Annotated in this window: 20 protein-coding genes; 15 read left to right on the top strand and 5 right to left on the bottom strand. The window is 36.7% G+C overall.

What is annotated here, in order from left to right:
- Window positions 1-217 precede the first annotated feature (217 nt).
- Window positions 218-2110 (top strand): DNA polymerase III subunit gamma/tau, encoded by a 1893-nt coding sequence (locus PHP31_01390; protein MDD3737935.1) that lies wholly within the window; start codon window positions 218-220, stop codon window positions 2108-2110.
- A gap of 34 nt (window positions 2111-2144) precedes the next feature.
- On the top strand, window positions 2145-2666 hold the full coding sequence (locus PHP31_01385; GenBank protein MDD3737934.1) for a 1-acyl-sn-glycerol-3-phosphate acyltransferase: 522 nt from the start codon (window positions 2145-2147) through the stop codon (window positions 2664-2666).
- A gap of 3 nt (window positions 2667-2669) precedes the next feature.
- Here PHP31_01385 and PHP31_01380 read toward each other — a convergent pair whose 3' ends face one another.
- Window positions 2670-3971, bottom strand: a complete 1302-nt coding sequence (locus PHP31_01380) for a DUF5103 domain-containing protein (GenBank protein MDD3737933.1) — start codon at window positions 3969-3971, stop codon at window positions 2670-2672.
- Between the two features lie 490 nt (window positions 3972-4461).
- On the opposite strand from PHP31_01380, the gene PHP31_01375 reads away from it, so the two are divergent.
- The 6 genes from PHP31_01375 to PHP31_01350 all read left to right on the top strand — a co-directional run bounded on the left by PHP31_01375 (window position 4462) and on the right by PHP31_01350 (window position 8259).
- The gene (locus tag PHP31_01375; protein MDD3737932.1) at window positions 4462-5139 is read left to right on the top strand and encodes a hypothetical protein; all 678 of its coding nucleotides are present in this window, start codon (window positions 4462-4464) and stop codon (window positions 5137-5139) included.
- Between the two features lie 8 nt (window positions 5140-5147).
- Window positions 5148-6170 (top strand): glycosyltransferase family 9 protein, encoded by a 1023-nt coding sequence (locus tag PHP31_01370; GenBank protein ID MDD3737931.1) that lies wholly within the window; start codon window positions 5148-5150, stop codon window positions 6168-6170.
- 126 nt (window positions 6171-6296) lie between these two features.
- On the top strand, window positions 6297-6659 hold the full coding sequence (rpsF, locus tag PHP31_01365; protein MDD3737930.1) for a 30S ribosomal protein S6: 363 nt from the start codon (window positions 6297-6299) through the stop codon (window positions 6657-6659).
- Between the two features lie 11 nt (window positions 6660-6670).
- Entirely contained in the window at window positions 6671-6940 is a 270-nt protein-coding gene (rpsR, locus tag PHP31_01360) for a 30S ribosomal protein S18 (GenBank protein MDD3737929.1), read from the top strand.
- Window positions 6941-6962: 22 nt separating this feature from the next.
- Window positions 6963-7412: a 50S ribosomal protein L9 gene (gene rplI / locus PHP31_01355; GenBank protein MDD3737928.1), complete on the top strand. Its 450-nt coding sequence runs from the start codon at window positions 6963-6965 to the stop codon at window positions 7410-7412.
- 76 nt (window positions 7413-7488) lie between these two features.
- A complete protein-coding gene (locus tag PHP31_01350; GenBank protein MDD3737927.1) occupies window positions 7489-8259 on the top strand; it encodes an RNA methyltransferase in 771 nt (256 codons plus the stop codon).
- 100 nt (window positions 8260-8359) lie between these two features.
- Here the strand turns inward: PHP31_01350 and PHP31_01345 are convergent, their stop codons facing one another.
- Both PHP31_01345 and PHP31_01340 read right to left on the bottom strand, forming a co-directional pair.
- Window positions 8360-8869 carry a hypothetical protein gene (locus PHP31_01345; GenBank protein ID MDD3737926.1) on the bottom strand — a complete coding sequence of 170 codons (510 nt, stop codon included), beginning with the start codon at window positions 8867-8869 and terminating at the stop codon, window positions 8360-8362.
- Window position 8870: 1 nt separating this feature from the next.
- A complete protein-coding gene (locus PHP31_01340) occupies window positions 8871-9689 on the bottom strand; it encodes an SAM-dependent chlorinase/fluorinase (GenBank protein ID MDD3737925.1) in 819 nt (272 codons plus the stop codon).
- Window positions 9690-10038: 349 nt separating this feature from the next.
- Here PHP31_01340 and PHP31_01335 point away from each other — a divergent pair, with 349 nt between their 5' ends.
- On the top strand, window positions 10039-11556 hold the full coding sequence (locus PHP31_01335; protein MDD3737924.1) for a DUF853 family protein: 1518 nt from the start codon (window positions 10039-10041) through the stop codon (window positions 11554-11556).
- 7 nt (window positions 11557-11563) lie between these two features.
- A complete protein-coding gene (locus PHP31_01330; protein ID MDD3737923.1) occupies window positions 11564-14101 on the top strand; it encodes a carboxypeptidase-like regulatory domain-containing protein in 2538 nt (845 codons plus the stop codon).
- A 286-nt stretch (window positions 14102-14387) separates the two neighbouring features.
- Here PHP31_01330 and PHP31_01325 read toward each other — a convergent pair whose 3' ends face one another.
- On the bottom strand, window positions 14388-15023 hold the full coding sequence (locus PHP31_01325) for a peroxiredoxin (GenBank protein MDD3737922.1): 636 nt from the start codon (window positions 15021-15023) through the stop codon (window positions 14388-14390).
- Between the two features lie 803 nt (window positions 15024-15826).
- Between PHP31_01325 and PHP31_01320 the strand changes: the two genes are divergently transcribed.
- The 5 genes from PHP31_01320 (at window position 15827) to PHP31_01300 (ending at window position 21086) form a co-directional block, all read left to right on the top strand.
- A complete protein-coding gene (locus tag PHP31_01320) occupies window positions 15827-16582 on the top strand; it encodes a class I SAM-dependent methyltransferase (protein ID MDD3737921.1) in 756 nt (251 codons plus the stop codon).
- Window positions 16583-16608: 26 nt separating this feature from the next.
- Window positions 16609-18810, top strand: a complete 2202-nt coding sequence (locus PHP31_01315; protein ID MDD3737920.1) for a sodium-translocating pyrophosphatase — start codon at window positions 16609-16611, stop codon at window positions 18808-18810.
- A gap of 85 nt (window positions 18811-18895) precedes the next feature.
- Window positions 18896-19459 (top strand): elongation factor P, encoded by a 564-nt coding sequence (efp, locus tag PHP31_01310; GenBank protein ID MDD3737919.1) that lies wholly within the window; start codon window positions 18896-18898, stop codon window positions 19457-19459.
- 19 nt (window positions 19460-19478) lie between these two features.
- Window positions 19479-20405, top strand: coding sequence for a UDP-3-O-(3-hydroxymyristoyl)glucosamine N-acyltransferase (locus tag PHP31_01305; GenBank protein MDD3737918.1), 927 nt, complete (start codon window positions 19479-19481; stop codon window positions 20403-20405).
- 12 nt (window positions 20406-20417) lie between these two features.
- Complete coding sequence (locus PHP31_01300; GenBank protein ID MDD3737917.1) at window positions 20418-21086, top strand: protein-L-isoaspartate(D-aspartate) O-methyltransferase; 669 nt, start codon at window positions 20418-20420, stop codon at window positions 21084-21086.
- 2 nt (window positions 21087-21088) lie between these two features.
- Here PHP31_01300 and PHP31_01295 read toward each other — a convergent pair whose 3' ends face one another.
- Window positions 21089-21811 carry a hypothetical protein gene (locus PHP31_01295; GenBank protein MDD3737916.1) on the bottom strand — a complete coding sequence of 241 codons (723 nt, stop codon included), beginning with the start codon at window positions 21809-21811 and terminating at the stop codon, window positions 21089-21091.
- Between the last annotated feature and the right edge of the window lie 423 nt (window positions 21812-22234).

Here is a 22234-nt window from a genome sequence, read left to right as displayed (position 1 = left end):
TATCGGTGTATCGAAATGCCGAAAATGGAGAACGATTAAAACTTCGGCGCTTCGATACGCCTTCGGCACTCAGCGACCGAAGTTTTTGAAGTTCAGCAACCAAAAATGTTGAAATGACCGAAAATGTAGAACCACTTACCACTCAAAAATTTTTTTTGACAAGTGAAGAATTATTGTAATTTTGAAGAATAATAAATAATAGAAACAAGTTTCAGTTATGAGTAATGATTTTGTCGTATCTGCGCGTAAATATCGTCCTTCGACTTTCGAAAGTGTTGTAGGGCAGAAAACCATTACAGATACTTTAAAAAATGCATTGAAAAACAATCAGTTGGCTCAGGCGTTTTTGTTTTGTGGACCAAGGGGAGTAGGCAAAACGACTTGTGCTCGTATTTTGGCTAAGGTTATAAATTGTCAGAATATTACCGAAAACTACGAGCCATGCAATGAGTGCGAATCCTGCGTTTCGTTCAATGAGTCGGCTGCCTTTAATATTTTTGAATTAGATGCTGCATCGAACAACAGCGTTGACGATATCCGCGACCTTGTTAATCAGGTTAGAATACCGCCACAGTCGGGGAAGTACAAAGTGTATATAATCGACGAGGTTCACATGCTTAGTACTGCTGCTTTTAATGCTTTTTTGAAAACCTTGGAAGAACCGCCTAAATACGCTAAATTTATTCTTGCTACTACCGAAAAACACAAAATAATTCCTACAATTCTTTCTCGATGCCAAATCTTTGATTTTAAAAGGATTGGCGTTAATGATATTGTAAAATATCTTGAATTTGTTGCTAAAAGCGAAGGCGTCGAAACTACTAAGGAAGCACTGAATTACATTGCTTTAAAATCTGACGGAGCTCTGCGAGATGCCTTGTCTATGTTCGACCAAATGGTGAATTTAGGCAACAAAAAGATAAGTACGGAGTTGGTTATCAACAATTTGAATATTTTAGATTACAGCTATTATTTTAAAATTGTTGATTATCTGTGGAATGGCAAATTGGCAGATGTTTTTATTTTGTTCAACGACGTTATAAACAAAGGTTTTGAGGGAAGTCATTTTATTACGGGCTTTGCCGAGCATTTGAGAAACTTGCTCATGTGCAAAGATGCACAAACACTTTCGCTTTTAGAAACAGGCGAAACCGTTGTTGAAAAGTACAAACAACAATCTGCATCAATAGATTTAATGTTTTTGTACCGTGCTCTTGCCATTGTTTCGCAGTTGGATGTAGATTATAAACTCGCTAATAACAAGCGTTTGAGCATAGAAGTAGCTTTTATAAAAATTATGCAACTTAGGCAGAGAGCTGGAGCAGCTACAAATCAAACCACGACCAATCAGCAAAGTTCAAATTTGAACGAAAAAAAAAATGACAAACCGATAGCCGAAGTTTCTGAGGAACTTGATGACGACGATAATATTGTTGATAATGAAGTTGATGCGTTTGACGAAGTTGAAGAACCTGAACAAAATTATATTCCTGAAACTTCTGACGATTTAGAACCAACTGAAGTCGAGGACGATTATCAAAGCGAACCCGTTGCCGATGAAATTGTTGATAATAAAGTAGAGGAACAGGTTGCTGAAAAAAAATCTGAAATAAGCGATAAAAGTCAGGATTTTATAAAACCTGCGTTTTCGTTTTCGCTGAAAGATGTTATTAACACTGCAACAGACCAAGACGGCGATAAGCAAGAAGATGATACTGACGAAGTTGACAACACACCACAAGAAAATGAAACATTTACCGAAACCGAATTGTCGGCAGCTTTGAATGAATATATCGAAGAAACTCAAAAGGACTTTTTGCTGCAATCTGCCTTTTTCGACTATCAACCTGTTATTAACGAGGGTGCCGAAATTGTTTTTACGGTAAAAAACGATATCTTAGCCGATAAACTTAAAACTACAAGCAACGATTGGATGGAGTATATCAGAAAGAAATTAAAAAATACCACAATTTCTTATCAGGTCGTAGTAAAACCCGACGAAAACAAGGAAAGTATTTACGTTTCGCCTGAAAAAAAGGTTGAAATGCTTATTGAAAAAAATAACAATATCGCCGATTTAATCGACAATTTGAAATTAACTTTGGAATAAAATGTCGGAGAAAATTTCAAAAAAAATATTACGGATGATTGGTTGGCAAATTACCAACGATGTTCTGAATTTACCGCAAAAATATATTGTCGTAATAGCTCCACACACAAGCATCTTCGATTTTATTATAGGTTGGTTTGGCTTTATGAATTTGGGTATTAAACCGAAAATTATCATTAAAAAAGAATTTTTTTGGTTTCCATTGGGTTTGTTATTGAAAAAATTAGGAGCTATACCTGTTGACAGAAGCAATTCAGCTCGATTTGTTAAGGATATAATTTCGGAAATAAAACAGAACGAAAAATTTATTTTGGCAATCACACCCGAAGGCACTCGAAAACGCACTGCCAAATGGAAGAGGGGAGCCATCACAATAGCCGATTCGGCTAATATTCCTATTGCAATCGGTTATTTGGATTACAAAAAGAAAAAAGGCGGTATCGTCGATTTAATCTACACTTCCAACAATCCTACCGATGATATGATTAAGATAAAGTCGTATTATACCGATGTTTCGGGAAAATATCCTAAAAATTTTACAACCGGTTTGAACTGAAATTTACTTTCCGCTCTCAATTTCAAGAAATCCTATTAGACGGTCGTATCTGCTACCGATAGCTTTGTAGTACACCAAAACCGTGTAAATATTAACTGTTTCGGAATGATTGCCTTCAACAACGGTAACATCGCCAACCAGATTTTTTCTATCGACAAACATATAAACGTAATCGTAATAACCCTGTTTTAGAATTATGTTTGCTGTGTACGCCTTATTTCTGTAGTCGTACGTCATTATGTTTTCGTGATTGTATTTCCAATCGTTAAATCTGCCTGCAACATAAAAATCGCCTTCAACATTTGGAGCCGGAGCCGAAAGTCTGAAATGGACTTCTGCATACTCTCCCATAGTGTTTACAGACCTTTCGTCGTCGGTTTCCAAAAAATACTTACCGTTTGCATCTTTTTCAAAAATATAATTTTTAAAAGTCCTGAAACTTTCGGGTCGAGTGTAAACTTTGTGTATTGTATCGGTGTATTCAATATGAGCGATTTTGTCAATGGCACTTCGCAATGTACGCAAGTTCAGATATCTAAACTCGTTGCCGCCGTCAAATAAATTTCTGTCGTCGTCGAAGTTGTAATCAATAATATTGTTTCTCACCATTTTAGGTTTCAAATCAAGCAAAGCATTATCCCAACGGTAATTTTGCAAAACTGCAACCTTAATTTCCTGAAATGGAGACGAAACGTACAAATCGCCGGTGTTTACGGTAAAATCGACTTCTTGCTTTGTGTCAAAATATTCCGCCGAAGCTGCTCGTTTCGCCGAGCCGATAATATCGGTCAGCGGCTCAACAACGTAAAAGCGTTTTGTGAAATACACGTGTTTACCACCATCTGGAGTTTTTGTGTAAACCTGCAAAATATAATTCCCCGATTTTGTGATAACAATCCTGTCGTTCGGAAAAACCAAGTTGTAATGCACGTACGGAAGCAAAGTCCCGAAAGAATATTCGTAGTCGGTAATTTGGTCTTCCATATCCAAATATAAATATTCGTTTTGCCATATTTCCGACTGCTTCCAATTAAAATCGCAGTGCAAAACGGTGTAGTATAAGTCGTTGATATTCAAATCAAAATCATCAAAACTTAAATTCAAATAATCGCCTGAATTAAGCGTAATAACAGGTTCCGAAAGCATTAATCCATTCTTCTCTAACTGCACCGATTTTATTCCGGAAATATAAACCGAGTCGGTATAAATCATGTTTTCAATCTGATTGTTGTCCGAAAATGCTCGTCCAAAAACAAATATCAGCACCAATAATGCAATCGCTATTTTTATATAATGTTTTTTCATAGTCATAATCACTTTTATATCAAATACTGTGCAAAATCCACAAATAATATTCTAAGTTAACGATAACAAAAGTAGTTATTATTTGATTATGTTGGTGTTTGGTAAATATCTTAGCCATTAGCCATTGGCTGTTAGCTTTTGGCTCTAGCTCTTAGCTAATGGCTAACGTGTTGCGGGTTTCCCGAAGTTTCGGGAGTCATTGAGTGCCGATATTGAGCATAGCGAAATATCGGTGTATCGAAATGCAGAAAATGGAGAACGATTAACACTTCGGCGCTTCGATACGCCTACGGCACTCAGCGACCGAAGTTTTTGAAGCTCAGCAACCGAAAATGTCGAACCACTCGTAACTCGTAACTCATAACTCATAACTCATAACTCATAACTCATAACTCGAAACTCACCCATCACTCACCACCCATCACCCACCACAAAAAAATCGCAATTGCTTAAATTGAAAAAATGTGTAATTTTACAAAAAAAATATATTATGGACATATTACCAAACGAAGATTTATACATGGGTTTGAGGCGTAAGGCTCTTTTTAAACAAGACATTTATCAAATGACAAAAAAGACTTTTCAGATGTTTAAAGACACCTTTAAGCAAATGGAAGCCGAGTTTAACGAGAGGTCGGTGGGTATGCCTAATGTTGAGTTTAGTTACACCGAATACAACGACTTCAAAATAAAGGTCAGTTTCGGCAGCGATACAATTATTTTGCTTATGCATACCAATATTTTTGAGTTTTCGAGAAATCATGAGGTAATGCGTACACAATATATAAGCGAAAAGAAGGAGCGTTCGTACTGCGGTATGATAATGATTTACAACTACTTGTCCGATTCGTTTAAATACGACCGTGTTAACGACTTGGGATACATGGTTGGTCGTATTTTTATCAACTGCGAGAACCATTACTACATAGAAGGTAAGAGAGAATTAGGACAGCTTTACAATAACTTTTCGAGTTGTATTATCACTCCCGAAAAAGTCAGAGAAATATGCGAATCGGCGATTAGATACACTGTTAATTTCGACTTGCTAATCCCACCTTACGATGTTTTTAAAACCGTTAGCGTAGCCGAAATGAACAGCGATTTTATGAACGCAAAAATGCTCACAGCCAAACGTTTAGGATACAGATTCCAAGCCGACGAAGATTAGAATTTGCTATGAAAATACTGATAATTCATACTGCTTTTATTGGCGATATTATTTTGTCAACTGCCTTAATTGAGGCAATTAAAATAAGGTATCCCGAAGCCGAAATTCATTACCTAACACAGCCAAATTGCAAGATATTATTATCAAACAATCCATTGGTTGAAAAAATAATTACGTACGACAAAAACAAAACTCAAAAAGGGTTTAAATGGTTTTTAAATATCGTTAAAACGGTAAAAGCCGAGAATTACACACACGCAATTATTCCGCATCGTTACATAAGGTCTATTTCTATTGCAAAATTTGCAGGCATAAAAAATCGCATTGGCTTTGATATATCGACAGGAGCTTTTATGCTGACCAAAAAAGTCAGATACGGAGCTAAAATTCACGAAGTCGATAGATTGCTCAGTTTGATTGATTTCGACAATAAGGACAAAACCGTGATGCCACGACTGTATCCTTCGTCTGATGATAATAATCATGTAGAAGAAATTTTGCAAAAACAAAAAGTTGTTAAACATTTTGAAAAACTGATAGTTGTAGCTCCGGGTAGCAAATGGTTTACAAAAATGTGGCTTGCAGAAAATTACGCTCAACTTATTGAAAAATTATCCAATCATCCTGATGTGCTCATTGCTATTACAGGCAGCGAGCAAGAAAAGGAAATAGACTTGAAAATTAACGATAAAACCAACGTTTTAGACCTAAGAGGCAAAATAAACTTAGTGCAATTTGCCGCTCTTGTTTCTAAATCCGATATTTTGGTAAGCAACGACAGTTCGCCGATACACGTTGGTTCGGCTTTTGAAAATGTGTATATTGTCGGCATTTATGGTCCAACTGTCGAAAAATTAGGATTTTTCCCATATTCCGATAACAGCATAGTAATTGAGGACAACACATTGAGTTGCCGTCCTTGCGGTAAACACGGACATAATGCTTGTCCGCAAAAACATTTTAAGTGCATGCGAAACATAAGTGTAGAGCAAGTTTACGACGTAGTAAACAACAAATTAAAATCGTTGTAAAAGCTGATGCGAAAATTATTTTTGCAAGGCATTAAAAATAAAAATGTTGTAAAAGTTTGAAAATGACAGAAAAATTGTATATTTGCAAACTCTAAAAAATTAAGTTTAACCAATATAATTAAAAAGATGAACCGAAATTATGAAACCGTTTTCATTTTAACTCCCGTTTTATCTGAAGACCAGATGAAGGAAGCGGTACAAAAGATTGTTAAGTTCCTGAAAGAAAAAGGAGCTAAAATAATCTTCGAAGACAATTGGGGATTGCGTAAATTGGCCTATCCTATACAAAAAAAATCCAACGGATTTTATTACCTTATCGAATACCAAGCTGAAGGTAGCTTGATACAGGAATTTGAATTGATGCTCAAACGTGATGAAAAAATCATGCGTTTCTTAACGGTAGCAATGGATAAACACGCTGTTGCATACTCCGAAAAACGCAGAGCTAATATTCAAGCTAAGAAAGAAACTAATAAAGTAGAAAATTAAGGAGGTATAATATGGCAACACAAGGAAATGATATAAAATACTTAACCCCAATTGCGGTTGATGTTAAAAAGAAAAAATATTGCAGATTTAAAAAAAGTGGCATTAAATACATCGATTATAAAGATGCAAACTTTTTGCTTAAATTTGTAAACGAACAAGGTAAAATATTACCACGTCGCTTAACAGGTACAAGTTTGAAGTACCAACGTAAAGTGGCAAAAGCAATTAAAAGAGCACGCCATTTGGCACTTATGCCTTACGTAGCTGATTTGTTAAAATAATTAATGAAAAAGGAGATTATTTATGGAAATTATTCTAAAACAAGATGTTAACGGTTTAGGTTATGCCAATGATATAGTTGTAGTAAAAGACGGCTACGCCAATAACTACTTAATCCCAAAAGGACTTGCTGTTATGGCTACCGAAACCAATAAAAAAATTGCAGCCGAAACTCAAAGACAAAGAGCTTTTAAAGAACAGAAAACCAGACAGGAAGCTGAATTGGTTGCCGAATCTTTGAAAGATGTTATGCTTAAAATTGGAGCAAAAGCTGCCGAGTCGGGTAAAATATACGGCTCCGTTAATAATATTCAAATAGCTGAAGCTATTAAAGAACAATACAAAATTGAAATCGATAGAAAGAAAATTGTTCTCGACGGCGAAGCTATTAAAGAACTAGGAAAATACACTGCTACTGCCAAAATTTATAAGGATATTTCAGTTGAAATACCTTTTGAAGTTGTAGCGGAGTAAATTATTTGTTTTTTAAATTGTGTGAAACGGAGTAAGTCGTTGACGCTTACTTCGTTTTTTTTATTTAGATTAAAAAATGGCAATATCCATTCAACAAAAAAAAACAATAAATTCTTTAAAACTAAAGAAATACCGCACTCAATTGTCGGCATACGTGGTTGAAGGCGATAAAAACGTATTGGAATTAATTTTGGCAAAAAAGCCAATCGAGCAAATATACGCCGTTGAAAAATGGATTACCGATAACAAAACTCTTATTGATAAAAAGAAAGTCCCTTATACATTAGTTTCGGAAAAGGAATTAAAATCTATAAGTAGCTTGTCAACACCAAATCAGGTGCTTGCAGTAGCCGGAATAAAAGAATCCGACTTTAAAAAAGAGACTCTGAAAAAAGAGAAAATCTTAATGTTAGACTCAATTCGCGACCCGGGAAATTTCGGTACTATTGTCAGAACCGCCAACTGGTTTGGAATAAGGAATATATTAGCTTCGCACGATTGTGTTGATATTTACAATCAAAAAACCATACAAGCAACAATGGGTTCGTTTGCTAAGGTTAATGTGCATTACTGCAATCTGCAAGATATGCTCAAAGAAGCATCAGGCGTAAGTATTTATGCCGCAGTGCTTGATGGCAAAGATATAAGCGAAAACACTTTTACAACCAATAGCGGAATTTTAATTTTAGGTAATGAAGCCAAAGGAATATCCGAAAATATACTCAAACTTGTAACTCACAAAATAAAAATACCCAATTATTCAAATTTAGATAAAACCCAATTAGCCGAATCGCTAAATGTATCGGTTGCTTGCGGTATTTTGTTGTACGAGTTTTGTAAAAAGTGAACAATGTGCAATTAATAATTGTAGTTTTTAGCCATTAGCTGAAATTTGCCAATAGCCAACGGCTAACAGCTAATAGCTAATAGCTAACAGCCAACAGCCACTACCAATACAAATCAGCTAACTCTTTTTTAAGGAAATTAACTGTATTAAGCAACGAATTGCGTAATTTTTCAGAGCTTTCGTCGGTTAATAATTTTTGCGAAAGTATATTTGCATCTTCGCGAGGCGAAATATCAGATGAAATAACATTTATCTGTTGCAAAACAGTTTCTTTTATATTGCTTACCATTTCCCAAGCTACTTGCGAAACAAAAATTTGCTGTGATGTGTTGTAGTTGAACTCCTGTCTGATTTTTGAAATAAGGCGACTGTGCAATTCTATTACAGTAAGGTTTCCGTCGTTACATTCGGCGAGCAAATTCCCAATCTCTATACGACTTAGCATAAGCACCAACCTTTCATAAGCCGACACTCTCAGCGGGTAAACCATTTTGGCATATTCTTTTTGTTCGTTTAGGCGGTTGTTATCTTTTTTGTAGTTTATTATCAGTCTTGCAATATATATTGCTCCTGCTGTAACTATAATTGTACTTATCAGTATATAAAGCATATTAAATTGAATTAAATAATGAATTTTGTTTTAATTGAGGTTTTGATTTTGGAGTAATTCTAATTCTATCGTCAATCCTAATACCCAACAAAGATGCGGCTTTTCCGTTGCATACGGCAATTTGCAAGTTTCCGTTTGAAGCAAAAAGCATACAAGCTTCACCTTCCTGAACCTCGTCGTAAGTTTTAACAAGACGGTTAATAGTCAAATTGCGAAATGAAATCACAAAATCCTGCCTATCAAAAAACTTATTAACCTGCTCTTTTGTAATGTTTAGAAAAACATTTTCGTAACTGTCAATGTACTCAACAATAGCCGTTACCGTGTTGTTTTTATCTTTGTGTGGTTCGGAGATAGTAAATTTTCTAATTTTATCAATTGTATCGCCAATTTTATCAATATCGGTACCATTGGCAATTTCTGCCGCAACAACAGCCAATCGGTCTCGTTCAGGGAAAGTAAAATAAGGCGAACTCTGCATTGTAGTTATTTGTTTTATTAATTCAGGCTCTTGTTCAAGCACTAATGACAGCAATCCGTTGTCGGCACAAATAAAATAATGCCCTTCTGCTTTTACCAATATATGCGAGACGTCTTTGTTTTCAATAGAATTAATACAAACAATATGAATTGTCCCCGAAGGGAAGTTTTTCCAACTGTTTTTTAGTATAAATGCAGCCTGTTTTACGTTGAACGAACTTATGTTATGACTAATATCTACTATTGTAGCATTACTGCAACGCGAAAGTATAACACCTTTTACAGATGCTGTATAATGGTCGGTTAAACCCCAATCGCTTAACAAAGTTATTACTGACATTTAATACTATTTAGTAATCGACAAAAGTACAAAATTACAAATTATAAGTATTAAGTTGGTAATATAAAGTTATAAATTGTGTTACGGGTTGCGTGTTGCGTGGTTCGGGTTAGTTCTGAGTTCTGAGTCTCCAAACTCCAAACTCCAAACTCGGAACTAATTAATCACTCATCACCCACCACCCACCACTCATCACCAATCACCATTCGCCATTCACCATTCACAAACCACCATTGAAAATAGTTCATTGATAATTGCTAATTGTTAACTATATTTGCATTTTGTAAAACGATAAAATATTTTAGCCTAAATTTCGTTAATTTATAAACCTTAATAAATAATTTGTAAAATGAAAAAATCAGACGGTCAGTTACTTATAGCCAAATCGGATATTGAAATATGTATAAACCCCAAAATGGCAAACCGACACGGTTTGATTACGGGTGCAACGGGAACGGGTAAAACTGTTTCGTTGCAGGTATTAGCCGAATCATTTAGTTCAATTGGTGTGCCGGTATTTATGACCGACATTAAAGGCGATTTGTCGGGTGTGGCGGTCAGTGGCGAAGGCAATGCCAATGTTGCAAAGCGTGTAGAAAAAATGGGACTTGAAAACTTCGAGCATAGAGGTTTTCCGGTTACTTTTTGGGATGTTTATGGAGAAAAAGGTCATCCGCTACGTACAACTATTTCCGAAATGGGACCGGTACTATTGAGTCGTTTGCTTAACCTTAACGATATACAGTCGAGTTTGCTCACGATAGTATTTAAAATTGCCGATGACGAGGGTTTATTACTTCTTGACCTAAAAGATTTACAAAAACTATGCGAATACATAAGCGTAAATCGTAAAGACTATTCGCAACAGTACGGCAATATTTCACCTTCAAGCATTGGTGCAATTGTCAGAGAGCTTATAACTTTAGGCGAACACGGTGGTAATTTGTTTTTTGGCGAACCTGCAATAAACATATTCGACTTTATAAAAACTGACCACAACGGCTACGGAATGCTAAATATACTTGATGCTCAGCGATTAATGATGTCGCCACGCATATACGCAACAATGCTGTTGTACTTGCTTTCCGAATTGTTTGAACAACTTCCCGAAGTCGGCGATATGGACAAGCCACGACTTGTGTTTTTCTTCGACGAAGCTCACATCTTATTCGATGAAGCACCTAAAGTGTTGTTGGAAAAAATTGAGCAGGTAGTCAGACTCATTCGTAGTAAAGGCGTTGGTGTATATTTTGTTACACAAAATCCTATCGATATTCCCGATACGGTGCTAGGTCAGTTGGGTAATAAAATTCAGCACGCTTTAAGAGCGTACACTCCAAGAGACCAAAAAGCCGTAAAGGTTGCAGCCGAAACATTCAGACAAAACCCTAAATACGATATTTTTGAAGTCATTACGCAGCTTGGAGTAGGCGAGGCGTTAGTCTCATTTTTAGACGAAAAAGGTGTGCCAAACATGGTTGAGCAAGCTAAAATATTGCCACCGCAAGGTCAAATCGGTCCGATTTCCGATAGCCAAAGAGATGAAATCATAAAAAGATCGATGTTGTTTGGAATGTACGATAAAGCAATCGACCGCGAATCGGCTTACGAAATTTTAACGCAAACCATGGAAAAGGCTGTCGAACTCAGAGAGCAAGAGGAACTCAGAAAGGAAGAAGAGAAACTCAAAAAGCAAGAAGAAAAGGAAAGAAGTGCTGCGTCAAGAAGGTCAAGTTCAAAATCGCTTGAAAAAAGTATTGTTACCGACATAACCAAATCGGTTAGACGTTCCGTTACAAACCAAATTGGAAGCAGAATAGGACGTTCAATAGTCAGAGGTATTTTGGGTGGCATCAGCAAAAGATAAATTAGTTTTGAAGCATCGTTTGTTATATCTCATTTTTGCGATTAGTGTTGTACTAATTGTTTACAAACCCAACCCGGTTTATTCGCAAAGCGTTGGTATTGTCAATGGTAGAGTTGTAGACGAAAACAATATGTACTTGCAAGGTGTCAACGTAACAGTTGTCAATACCGATTTGGGTGCTTCTACAGATTTTAATGGTGAATTTTCAATAAATGTTGTTGCCGACAAGCATTATTTGTTGGCGTTTTCGTACATAGGTTACACTAGCGACACCGTTTCAGTTTTTGTGAAAAAAGGTTCGAAGGTAAGGTTAAATGTAATGTTACATCCGCAAACAACCGAGCTGTCAGGCGTTACTGTTAAAGATACTTATTCTCGTGTTTCGGGAATGAATGTCATTGACCCCAACGTGATAAACAAAGTCCCAACAGCTTCGGGCGGAGTAGAAAGTATAATAAAAACTTTGCAGGGTGTTGCATCCAGCAACGAGTTGAGTAGCCAATATTCTGTTCGTGGCGGTAGTTTCGACGAAAATTTGGTATATGTAAACGATATCGAAATTTATCGTCCTTTTTTAATTAGTTCCGGAAGTCAAGAAGGGCTAAGTTTTTTGAATAGCAGTTTGGTTTCGAGTTTATCTTTTTCGGCGGGAGGTTTTGAAGCCAAGTACGGAGATAAAATGTCCAGCGTTTTAGATATCAATTACAAAAAACCTGTTTCTTTTCAGGCATCAGCCGATTTCAGTCTTTTGGGAGCCAATTTGCATTTTGAAAACAGGTCGAAAAACCAAAAACTCTCGTACATTTTTGGAGCAAGATATAAAACCAATGCTCGTTTGCTCAGAGATGCGTCAAAGAAAGTTAGTTATCAACCGACTTTTTTCGACATCCAAAGCTTTGTCCAATACCAGATATCGCCAAAATTAGATGTGTCATTTTTGGGTTACTATTCCGATAATTTGTTCAAAATGATACCCATAAGCGACGACGCCCAATTTGGTACTTTTCAAAATCCGCTTAGGTTGAAAATTTACTACGAAGGACAAGAGCTTGATAAATATAGCAGCGGATTGGGAGGTCTGACTTTTTCCTACAAACCTAATGAAAACTTATTGGTAAAATGGATAGCTTCGGCGTATAAGTCTAACGAAATGGAAAGCCACGATATTTTAGGCGAATATATAATGGCGTTTTTAGAAGACCGACCCGACAAAAACGACTCTATCGAGATTGCGCTTGCCAAAGGAATAGGAGCTTACAGGTCGCATGCACGCAACATGTTAGATGTTTTTGTTGCTAATTTTGAAAACAGAGTTTTGTATTTGAGAGATAATAGTAGAACTCTTTTCTCTGTAAAAATTCAGAACGAACAAGTAGAATATAGACTTAAAGAATGGAAAATGATAGATTCGGCAGGCTATACAATGCCTAATCATTTTGGTATTCCCGGAAGTTCCGGAAATTTAACCCCGTTAGAGTCAGACTATTATTATTCAGGTAAATACGATAATAATGCAATAAGAATAACGGCTTTTGCTCAAAACACATGGGAATTTAATATAGCCGAAGCTAAATCGACTCTCAATGTAGGAGTTCGTTCGAGTTATTTTTCGGTTAATAAACAAATAACTGTCAGTCCGCGAATTTCATTCTCTTTAAAACCAAATTGGGAAAAAGATATAGTTTTCAGGTTTGCCACAGGTTTGTACCATCAACCGCCATTTTTTAAGGAATTAATTACAACAGATGGTTTGCTTATGAAAGATGTTATGGCTCAGGAGGCTATACACTTTATACTTGGCTCCAATTGGCATTTTAATGCAGCCAACAGACCTTTTATTTACACGGTAGATGTTTTTTACAAGAAATTATCAAAACTTACGCCTTACGAAGTCGACAATGTGCGTATAAAATATCATCCTGAACTACAGTCGAAAGGATATGCCTACGGATTAGATATGAAACTTACAGGCGAGTTTGTCAAAGGAGTCGATTCTTGGATAAGTGTTTCGTTTTTGAACACAAAAGAAGACATACAAGGCGATTTTTATTACAAATATTTCAACGCTGAAGGCGAATTGGTAAATCCGCACACAACCGAACAGTCGTTAATAGTTGATTCTACAATAGTTTATCCGGGCTATCTCAGACGCCCACGCGACCAAAGAGTTACTGCCAGCATCTTCTTCCAAGATTATTTGCCCATGGATCCGTCGCTAAAATTCAATATTGCTGTGTCTTTCGGGTCTGGTTTCCCGACGGGTGCTCCAAATACACCTTTTCATACGCATGTATTTAAAATCCCATCGTACTTCCGTATAGATGCAGGATTGACCAAACAAATCATAGGTTTTGAAAGCTACAAACCCCAAAAAGGCTGGCTAAGCCACATAAAAAGCTTGTGGGTAGGAATAGAAGTGCTTAATGTAGCTGATAACAAAAACATTGCATCTTACAACTGGATACGCGTAAATAACAGAAGATATGCCGTACCCAACAGATTAACACAGCGACAGTTTAATGTTAAGATAGGTATAGATTTTTAAGAAACCAATTAACAATTATCAATGTGCAATTAACAATTTTAGCTTTTAGCTTTTAGTCCCGAAATTTCGGGGCTGTTGCGTGTTGTGTGTTGCGTGGTTCGTGGTTCGACATTATTGGGACTCGTTGTCTTCAACACTTCGGCACTTCGATACGCCTACGGCACTCAGCGACCGAAGTGTTTCACTACGCAACATTCCGAAACTTTGGGAAAAAACCTAAAATTCACCCACCACCGATCACTCATCACTCATCACCAGCCACCAATCACCGCTCGCGCAGCCGAGCCTACTTCTTCGACAAGTACTCGCTTATACCTTCCGATGTAGGCTTAACAGCTTCTTCGCCCTTGTGCCAGTTTGCCGGACAAACTTCTCCGTACTCTTCAAAAAATTGCAAAGCGTCAATCATTCTCAAAGCTTCGTCAACGCTGCGACCTAAAGGCATATCGTTAACAACTTGGTGTCGAACAACGCCTTGTTTGTCTATCAAAAACAAACCCCTGTATGCAACAGGTTCGCCGTCAAAATCGACGTAATCTTCTTCTTCGTCGTATTCCCATTCGCCTGCCAAAACATCAAAATTTTCGGAAATCGTTTTTGCCAAGTCAGACACCAACGGATAGGTAACGCCTTTAATTCCACCCTGATTTCTTTCGGTATTCAACCATGCCCAATGCGAGTATTTACTGTCGGTTGAGCAACCTATAACAACTGCATTGCGTTTTTCAAATTCTTCTAGTTTATCCTGAAAAGCTATAAGTTCTGTAGGGCAAACAAATGTAAAATCCATTGGATAAAAGAAAAATACTACGTGCTTTTTTCCTATGTATTGTGCCAACGAAAACTTTTCAACAAATTCGCCACCGTTAACAACGGCATCGGCTTCAAAATAAGGGGCTTTTTTGCCAACTAATACTGCCATAATTTTATATTGTTTTAATTTTGTTTCTATAATTATCTGCAAATTTACACAAAATACTTTTCACCGAACAAATTTTGTTCAGATTAATAAAATATTAACATATAGTATTTTTATTTTGTTTTGAAACTCTTAGAAAATATGGCAAAATTATATTTGTGTTAGAAAGAATTTGTAAACATTGTTTCTACGTAAAAAATATCATTATCGTACGATGAATATCTTTAATCACAAAGTTGCTGTTAGGCTACGGGTTACGTGGTCTGAGTTACGGGTTGTCCCCAAGTTACGCAATTAAAACAAAATTTAGCTTTAAAGTTTCTATTTTTCTTTACGTTCTTTTGTCTTGACACAAAAGAACCAAAAAGTCAAGGCTGACATTTCTTTTCTGAATTGCGTTCTCATAAATCCTAAGTTCGAGCGGGTGATTTCCGAGCAAGCTCGGAACTTCCCGTTCTAACTAAGGATTCATTTCGAACTTCATTCAGAAGAAATGTATGCCGTCCTTGTTAAAGTAAAACTTTTGGCTATTGTAATTTTTTATCACGGCAGATTATTTATGCGAAAAGAGTAAAGTTTATTTATTGCTAAACAGTTTAATTGAAAGTAGCTGTTGGCTGTTAGCTAAACCTAGCAAATAGCTAAAAGCTAACAGCTAATGGCTAAAAGCCACGTAACCCGCACCACGCAACTCGCAACTCGCAACATCAACTTCAAGGTTTTATCGGACAACAATAAAAAAATATAATGCCCTTTATGTTTTTTACACTATTTTTGCAAAAAATTTGAAACCTAAAATATGATGTATGCAGACAGCAGAGCGTAGTTCACACACCGACCTTTCCGAAAGCGTTATATATAATCGCTGTTTGTTTGCCTACCACAGTGTTGCTGATAGCATTAAGGGCAAGGTTGTTGAACTCGGAAGCGGAGAAGGTTACGGAATAAATTTGCTTGCTCCCAATGCCGACTACTATTTAGCATTAGATAAATATCCTTTAAATCCAGAACTGTTGGATAAAGTCGATTTTAAGCAAATTGTTTTTCCAAACCTTGAGGCTATACCTGATAATACTTTTGATATAGCAATATCTTTTCAGGTCATTGAACATATCAAAGATGATAAAATGTTTATCAGCCAGATTAACAGAATACTAAAGCCGCAAGGGAAAGCATACATCACAACTCCTAACAAAAAAATGTCGCTTACCCGCAATCCATGGCATGTTAGAGAGTATTTAGGAGATGAGCTTAAATTGTTATTTGAAAAAAACTTTAGTTCTGTTTCAATAAAAGGAGTTTATGGCAATGATGATGTTAATCAGTATTATTTGAAAAACAAGGAAGCTGTAAGGAAGATTAAGAAAATTGATATTTTCGATTTGGAAAATAGACTGCCAGCAAAATTATTGCAAAAGCCTTACGATATACTGAACAGGCTAAACAGAAGAAAATTGTTGAAAAACGAAACAAACAGTGTTAATAACATTACTGTAAATAGTTTTTATCTCGATGAATATACCGATAAGGCTTTCGATATTTTTATAGAGGCAACAAAGTAGAATATATAAATTAAAAATATTATAAGATGATTTCTGAATTTCCATTGATATTTTGGTTAGTTCCAATCGCCGGAACTATAGCGCTTGTATTTGCATATTATTTTTATAAAAATATGCTTTCGTACAGCGAAGGAAACGATTTGATGAAAAGGATAGCTTCATACGTCAGAGAAGGAGCAATGGCGTACTTGCGTCAGCAGTATAAAGTCGTAATAATTGTATTTCTCATTATGGCATTAATATTTGCTTTCTTGTCGTATGGGTTAAAAATTCAAAATCCATTTGTACCTTTTGCTTTTATAACCGGAGGTTTTTTTTCTGCTTTAGCAGGTTATTTTGGAATGAAAACTGCAACTCATGCATCAAACAGAGCAGCACAAGCTGCTAGCGAATCGTTAGATAAAGGTTTAAAAGTAGCTTTTCGTTCAGGTGCAGTTATGGGGCTTGTGGTTGTTGGGCTAGGACTTTTAGATATAGCAATTTGGTTTGTTATCTTAAATGCGGTATATCCGGCAGGAGCCACACCCGACGGAACAAACCTTAACATAATAACCACAACTGCACTTACATTCGGAATGGGAGCTTCAACTCAGGCATTGTTTGCACGTGTTGGTGGCGGTATTTTTACCAAAGCAGCCGATGTTGGAGCCGATTTGGTTGGTAAGGTTGAAGAAAACATTCCCGAAGATGATCCTAGAAATCCGGCTACTATAGCCGATAACGTAGGCGACAACGTAGGCGATGTTGCAGGTATGGGAGCCGATTTGTACGAATCGTACTGCGGAGCCATACTTTCAACGGCAGCACTCGGAGCAGCAGGGTTTATGGGAGCCGGAAAAACACAATTCAACGCAGTTATTGCACCTATGGTTATCGCTGCAGTTGGAATACTTTTATCGATTTTCGGTATCTTTTTGGTAAGGACTAAGGAAAATGCCACACAAAAACAACTACTAAATTCATTATCGATTGGAGTAAACGTTTCAGCAGTAGGAATAGCAATACTTTCTTTCTTTGTTTTAATGCTGCTTAAATTGCCTAATTATGTTGGTATTTGGCTATCAATGCTTTCAGGTTTATTGGCAGGCATAGGTATTGGTCGTTCTACCGAATATTATACTTCGTCGTCTTTTAAACCCACTCAAAAAATAGCAAGTTCAGCACAAACGGGTCATGCAACCGTAATTATTTCGGGACTTGGCACAGGAATGATTTCAACAGCGGTACCGGTATTAATAGTTGTTGCAGCTATCATCTTATCGTTTGGATTTGCAGCTTCCTGGGATTTAGGAAACTTTAGTATGGGATTGTACGGAGTTGCCATTTCGGCTGTCGGAATGTTGTCAACATTAGGAATTACACTATCTACAGATGCTTACGGACCTATTGCCGACAATGCCGGAGGAAACGCACAAATGAGCAACTTGCCACCCGAAGTCAGAAAAAGAACAGATGCTTTAGATTCATTAGGAAATACTACCGCAGCAACTGGTAAAGGTTTTGCAATTGGGTCGGCTGCGCTCACGGCGATGGCTTTGCTTGCATCGTTTTTGGAAGAAGCAAGATTAGGTATGATACACTTTTATCCAAATCATGAAATAACGGCACAACTCAAATCGGGTACGCTTATAGATGTGCTTCATTACTTTGATGTTTCACTTATGAATCCGCGCTTTTTGGGCGGAGTGTTTTTAGGAGCTGTAGCAGCATTTTTGTTTAGCGGACTGACTATGAATGCGGTTGCAAGAGCAGCCGGAAAAATGGTTGAAGAAGTTAGACGTCAATTTAGAGAGATTAAAGGAATACTAACAGGTGAGGCAACTCCCGAATATGCTAAGTGCGTACATATTTCGACTAAAGCTGCACAACGCGAAATGATTTTGCCATCGCTTATGGCTATTTTGTTTCCGGTTATTGTTGGTGTAATTTTTGGCATTCCCGGAGTATTGGGATTGCTTTTGGGTAGCATTGTTACAGGTTTTGTTGTTGCTGTATTTATGGCAAATTCAGGCGGAGCCTGGGATAACGCTAAAAAATACATAGAAGAAGGGCATGTCGGTGGCAAAGAAAGTCCGGCTCACAAAGCCGCAGTAACAGGTGATACGGTAGGTGATCCATTTAAAGACGCATCTGGTCCAAGTTTGAATATTCTTATAAAACTGATGACAATGGTATCTATAGTCATGGTTGGGGTTACTCTTTCGATGAATCTTATATTGTATTTTTAATAAAATTGACCGACTTTATACCTGTTCTCAGTAAAATTAACTAAATTTGCAAACTATAAATTAACTATCAAATAAATATTTACCGATGGCAACAACAGCTGATTTTAGGAACGGACTATGTATAGAATATAACAACGATTTGTATAAAATAGTTGAGTTCCAACACGTTAAACCTGGCAAAGGAGCAGCCTTTGTTCGTACCAAACTAAAAAGTATAAAAACAGGAAAAGTCCTTGCTAATACATTTCCGGCAGGTGAGAGAATTGAAATAGCACGAGTTGAAAGACGTCAGTTTCAGTATTTGTACAACGATGATTTAGGATATCATTTCATGAATACCGAAACATTCGACCAACTAACTCTACCCGAAGATATGGTTGAAGGACACGAACTAATGAAAGAAGGACAGGAGGTTGAAATAACTATTCACGCTGACACTGCATCTCCACTAACTTGTGAGTTACCACCTTTCGTTGAGTTGGAAATTACATATACCGAGCCCGGAGTAAGAGGCGATACTGCTACAAATACCCTTAAACCTGCTACTGTCGAGACCGGTGCTACCATCAACGTTCCACTGTTTGTTGATACCGGCGAGAGAATAAAAATTGATACTCGTAATAATTCGTACGTCGAAAGAGTAAAATAATTATTGCTTAGTATCAATCATGAAATTTGCAAATCCTATTAATATATGCGAATTAGCTATAATTATTGATGCTAAGTACGATGGCGATTGCAATTTTGATGTTTTAGGAATTAATGAAATCCATTCTGTACAGGAAGGTGATGTAACCTTTGTAGATCATCATAAATACTATTCTAAAGTCTTAAACTCCAACGCATCAGCTGTTATTATTAATACCGACAAAGTCGATAATCCCCAAAACAAATATCTTTTAGTTTGTGATGATCCGTTTGCGGCTTATAATAAGATTATATCGTTGCATAGGATTATTTCAAAATCTGATGATTTGATACATCAGTCAGCCGTAATAGGCGAAAACACTATTATACAGCCCGGAGTATTTGTGGGAGCCAATGTAAAAATAGGGGACAATTGCTTTATTAATTCAAATGTTTCTATATACGATGGTTGCGTTATTGGCGACAATGTGATAATACACGCAAACAGTGTTATAGGAGCCGATGCCTATTATTTTCAAAAAAAAGACGGTAAATACAGAAAAATGTTATCGGGTGGCAATGTTGTTATCGAAGACAATGTAGAAATAGGAGCTTTGTGCAGCATTGATAGAGGAGTTTCCAGTACTACACGTATTGGAAGCGGTACCAAACTTGACAATCATATTCAAATAGGGCACGATACCGTTATTGGTAAAAACTGCTTGATAGGTGCGCATTCGGCTATTGCAGGCGTTGCTACCATTGAAGATGATGTTGTTATTTGGGCTAGAGTTTCCATAAATAAAGATGTTGTAATAGGTTCGGGAGCTGTCATTCTTGCCACTTCCGGAGTTGATAAGTCTTTAGAAGGAGGAAAAACTTATTACGGTTCTCCGGCTATTGAAGCCCGACTTAAATGGAAAGAAGTAGCTAAATTAAGACGATTTTTAAGCGAATACGATTCATAACAAATAAGAACAATGTCGGGAGCTATATCATATGAAGATTCGTACAGGCATAAGGGGTTAAGACAACAACTCATCGATACTATCAGAAAAAAAGGCATAAAAGATGAGAAAGTTCTTAAAGCAATGCTTGAAGTTCCGCGTCATTTTTTCTTCGATTCTGCTTTTTTGGAGCATGCCTATATGGACAAGGCTTTTCCTATAGGTTCGGGGCAAACCATATCGCAGCCCTACACAGTTGCATTTCAAACACAATTGCTCAACATAACCGAAAACATTAAAGTTTTGGAAATTGGTACAGGCTCGGGATATCAGGCAAGTATTTTGGCACAAATGGGAGCCGATGTGTATACAATCGAGCGTCAGGAGTTGCTGTACGAAAGAGTACGTAACTTAAGAGAACCACTTAGTTATAGAATTAAATTGTTTTTTGGCGATGGGTATCAAGGTTTACCGCAATATGCACCATTCGACAGAATTCTTATCACAGCTGCTGCACCTGATATCCCGCAAACATTATTGCAACAACTTTCTATTGGTGGAATTATGGTTTTGCCTTTAGGCGATAACAAAAAGCAAGTAATGACACGACTTATACGTGTTGACGAAAAAACAATTAATAAAGAAGAGTTTGGCTATTTTAGGTTTGTGCCAATGCTAAAAAATACTGCAAAGGATAAATAAAATTACTTAACCCACATTCTCACATTCTTATTGTAAGCATTGCCATTGGTCAAATTAATTAAGTACGGATTTGGCGGTTCTTCACCGTTAATTTCACCTGTGCCGTACCAACCGTAATAATCGCCGAAGTTTATTATGGAATTTGCGTCAACGTCTTTCCATACTGCCAAATAATACTTTCCGGCAGCTACAAGCGGAAAATGGAAATAAGCAATAGGACCAATGCCCTGACAAGGTACCATGTATTGAGGTATGTTTCTTCTAAAATTTTCAATACTATTGTAAAGCATTGCATTAGAGTTTCTTAAGTCTAATAGAGTGTCGGAAACAAAGGCAGCAATCCCGTTGATGGCAAAAGTAGCTTCGGGTTTCTTTACATGAACAATCACCGAATCTATATCACTATTGCCTTTATAATCAGATATTAACACGGTTATCTTATAGTTTCCGTAATTTTCGGGAGCAGTCCAAAAAGCAGTGTCATCTCTATTGCTTATGTAGCCCGACTTGCAAGAATAATAAAATACTAAATCGTCTTCTTCAAATTTTTCCTTATCAAAAATATCAACGACAATTGTTGAGGTTTCATATATGTTGATAGTATCGGGGTTTGCAGAAATTTGTTTAATTCTGGGGTAAACAGTCTTGTCTCTGTTGCAACTGATGCTTAAAATAAGAAGTGAAACGGCAAGAGCACTAAGTAAAAACTTTGTAAAACTATTCATAATAAATCATTTATATTTATTTCATGCAAAGGTAAATTATTTTTCATTACAATCCTATAAAACCTTGAAAAAGAATGTTGTTTTACGGTGAATGGTGTATGGTGTATGGTGTATGGTGTATGGTGAAAGGTGTATGGTGAAAGGTGTATGGTGAAAGGTGTATGGTGTATGGGCTAGTTTCGAGTTTTGAGTTAGGAGTCAGGAGTTTAGAGACTCAGAACTCTCCGAAACTTTGGGACAGAACTCAGAACTAACACGTACCACGCAACACGTACCCTAAACAAGCCAACGGCTAATAGCCAATAGCCAACAGCCAAAGGCATTTATCAGACGACAATAAATATTTTTATATTTTAAAAAAACTACGTTTTGTAATTAATAATATAATCAATAGCTCTCTGTGTGTTTACTTTCAGCCCGTCA

The organism is Lentimicrobiaceae bacterium (genome assembly GCA_028697555.1).
GTDB lineage: Bacteria > Bacteroidota > Bacteroidia > Bacteroidales > UBA4417 > UBA4417.
This window is presented reverse-complemented; position numbering and strand designations above follow the sequence as displayed.

Excerpts from the sequence above, each read along its gene's own strand:
- PHP31_01390 (MDD3737935.1), top strand. The coding sequence starts at position 218 with ATGAGTAATGATTTTGTCGTATCTGCGCGTAAATATCGTCCTTCGACT.
- PHP31_01385 (MDD3737934.1), top strand. The coding sequence starts at position 2,145 with ATGATTGGTTGGCAAATTACCAACGATGTTCTGAATTTACCGCAAAAA.
- PHP31_01380 (MDD3737933.1), bottom strand. The coding sequence starts at position 3,971 with ATGAAAAAACATTATATAAAAATAGCGATTGCATTATTGGTGCTGATA.
- PHP31_01375 (MDD3737932.1), top strand. The coding sequence starts at position 4,462 with ATGGACATATTACCAAACGAAGATTTATACATGGGTTTGAGGCGTAAG.
- PHP31_01370 (MDD3737931.1), top strand. The coding sequence starts at position 5,148 with ATGAAAATACTGATAATTCATACTGCTTTTATTGGCGATATTATTTTG.
- rpsF (MDD3737930.1), top strand. The coding sequence starts at position 6,297 with ATGAACCGAAATTATGAAACCGTTTTCATTTTAACTCCCGTTTTATCT.
- rpsR (MDD3737929.1), top strand. The coding sequence starts at position 6,671 with ATGGCAACACAAGGAAATGATATAAAATACTTAACCCCAATTGCGGTT.
- rplI (MDD3737928.1), top strand. The coding sequence starts at position 6,963 with ATGGAAATTATTCTAAAACAAGATGTTAACGGTTTAGGTTATGCCAAT.
- PHP31_01350 (MDD3737927.1), top strand. The coding sequence starts at position 7,489 with ATGGCAATATCCATTCAACAAAAAAAAACAATAAATTCTTTAAAACTA.
- PHP31_01345 (MDD3737926.1), bottom strand. The coding sequence starts at position 8,869 with ATGCTTTATATACTGATAAGTACAATTATAGTTACAGCAGGAGCAATA.
- PHP31_01340 (MDD3737925.1), bottom strand. The coding sequence starts at position 9,689 with ATGTCAGTAATAACTTTGTTAAGCGATTGGGGTTTAACCGACCATTAT.
- PHP31_01335 (MDD3737924.1), top strand. The coding sequence starts at position 10,039 with ATGAAAAAATCAGACGGTCAGTTACTTATAGCCAAATCGGATATTGAA.
- PHP31_01325 (MDD3737922.1), bottom strand. The coding sequence starts at position 15,023 with ATGGCAGTATTAGTTGGCAAAAAAGCCCCTTATTTTGAAGCCGATGCC.
- PHP31_01320 (MDD3737921.1), top strand. The coding sequence starts at position 15,827 with ATGCAGACAGCAGAGCGTAGTTCACACACCGACCTTTCCGAAAGCGTT.
- PHP31_01315 (MDD3737920.1), top strand. The coding sequence starts at position 16,609 with ATGATTTCTGAATTTCCATTGATATTTTGGTTAGTTCCAATCGCCGGA.
- efp (MDD3737919.1), top strand. The coding sequence starts at position 18,896 with ATGGCAACAACAGCTGATTTTAGGAACGGACTATGTATAGAATATAAC.
- PHP31_01305 (MDD3737918.1), top strand. The coding sequence starts at position 19,479 with ATGAAATTTGCAAATCCTATTAATATATGCGAATTAGCTATAATTATT.
- PHP31_01300 (MDD3737917.1), top strand. The coding sequence starts at position 20,418 with ATGTCGGGAGCTATATCATATGAAGATTCGTACAGGCATAAGGGGTTA.
- PHP31_01295 (MDD3737916.1), bottom strand. The coding sequence starts at position 21,811 with ATGAATAGTTTTACAAAGTTTTTACTTAGTGCTCTTGCCGTTTCACTT.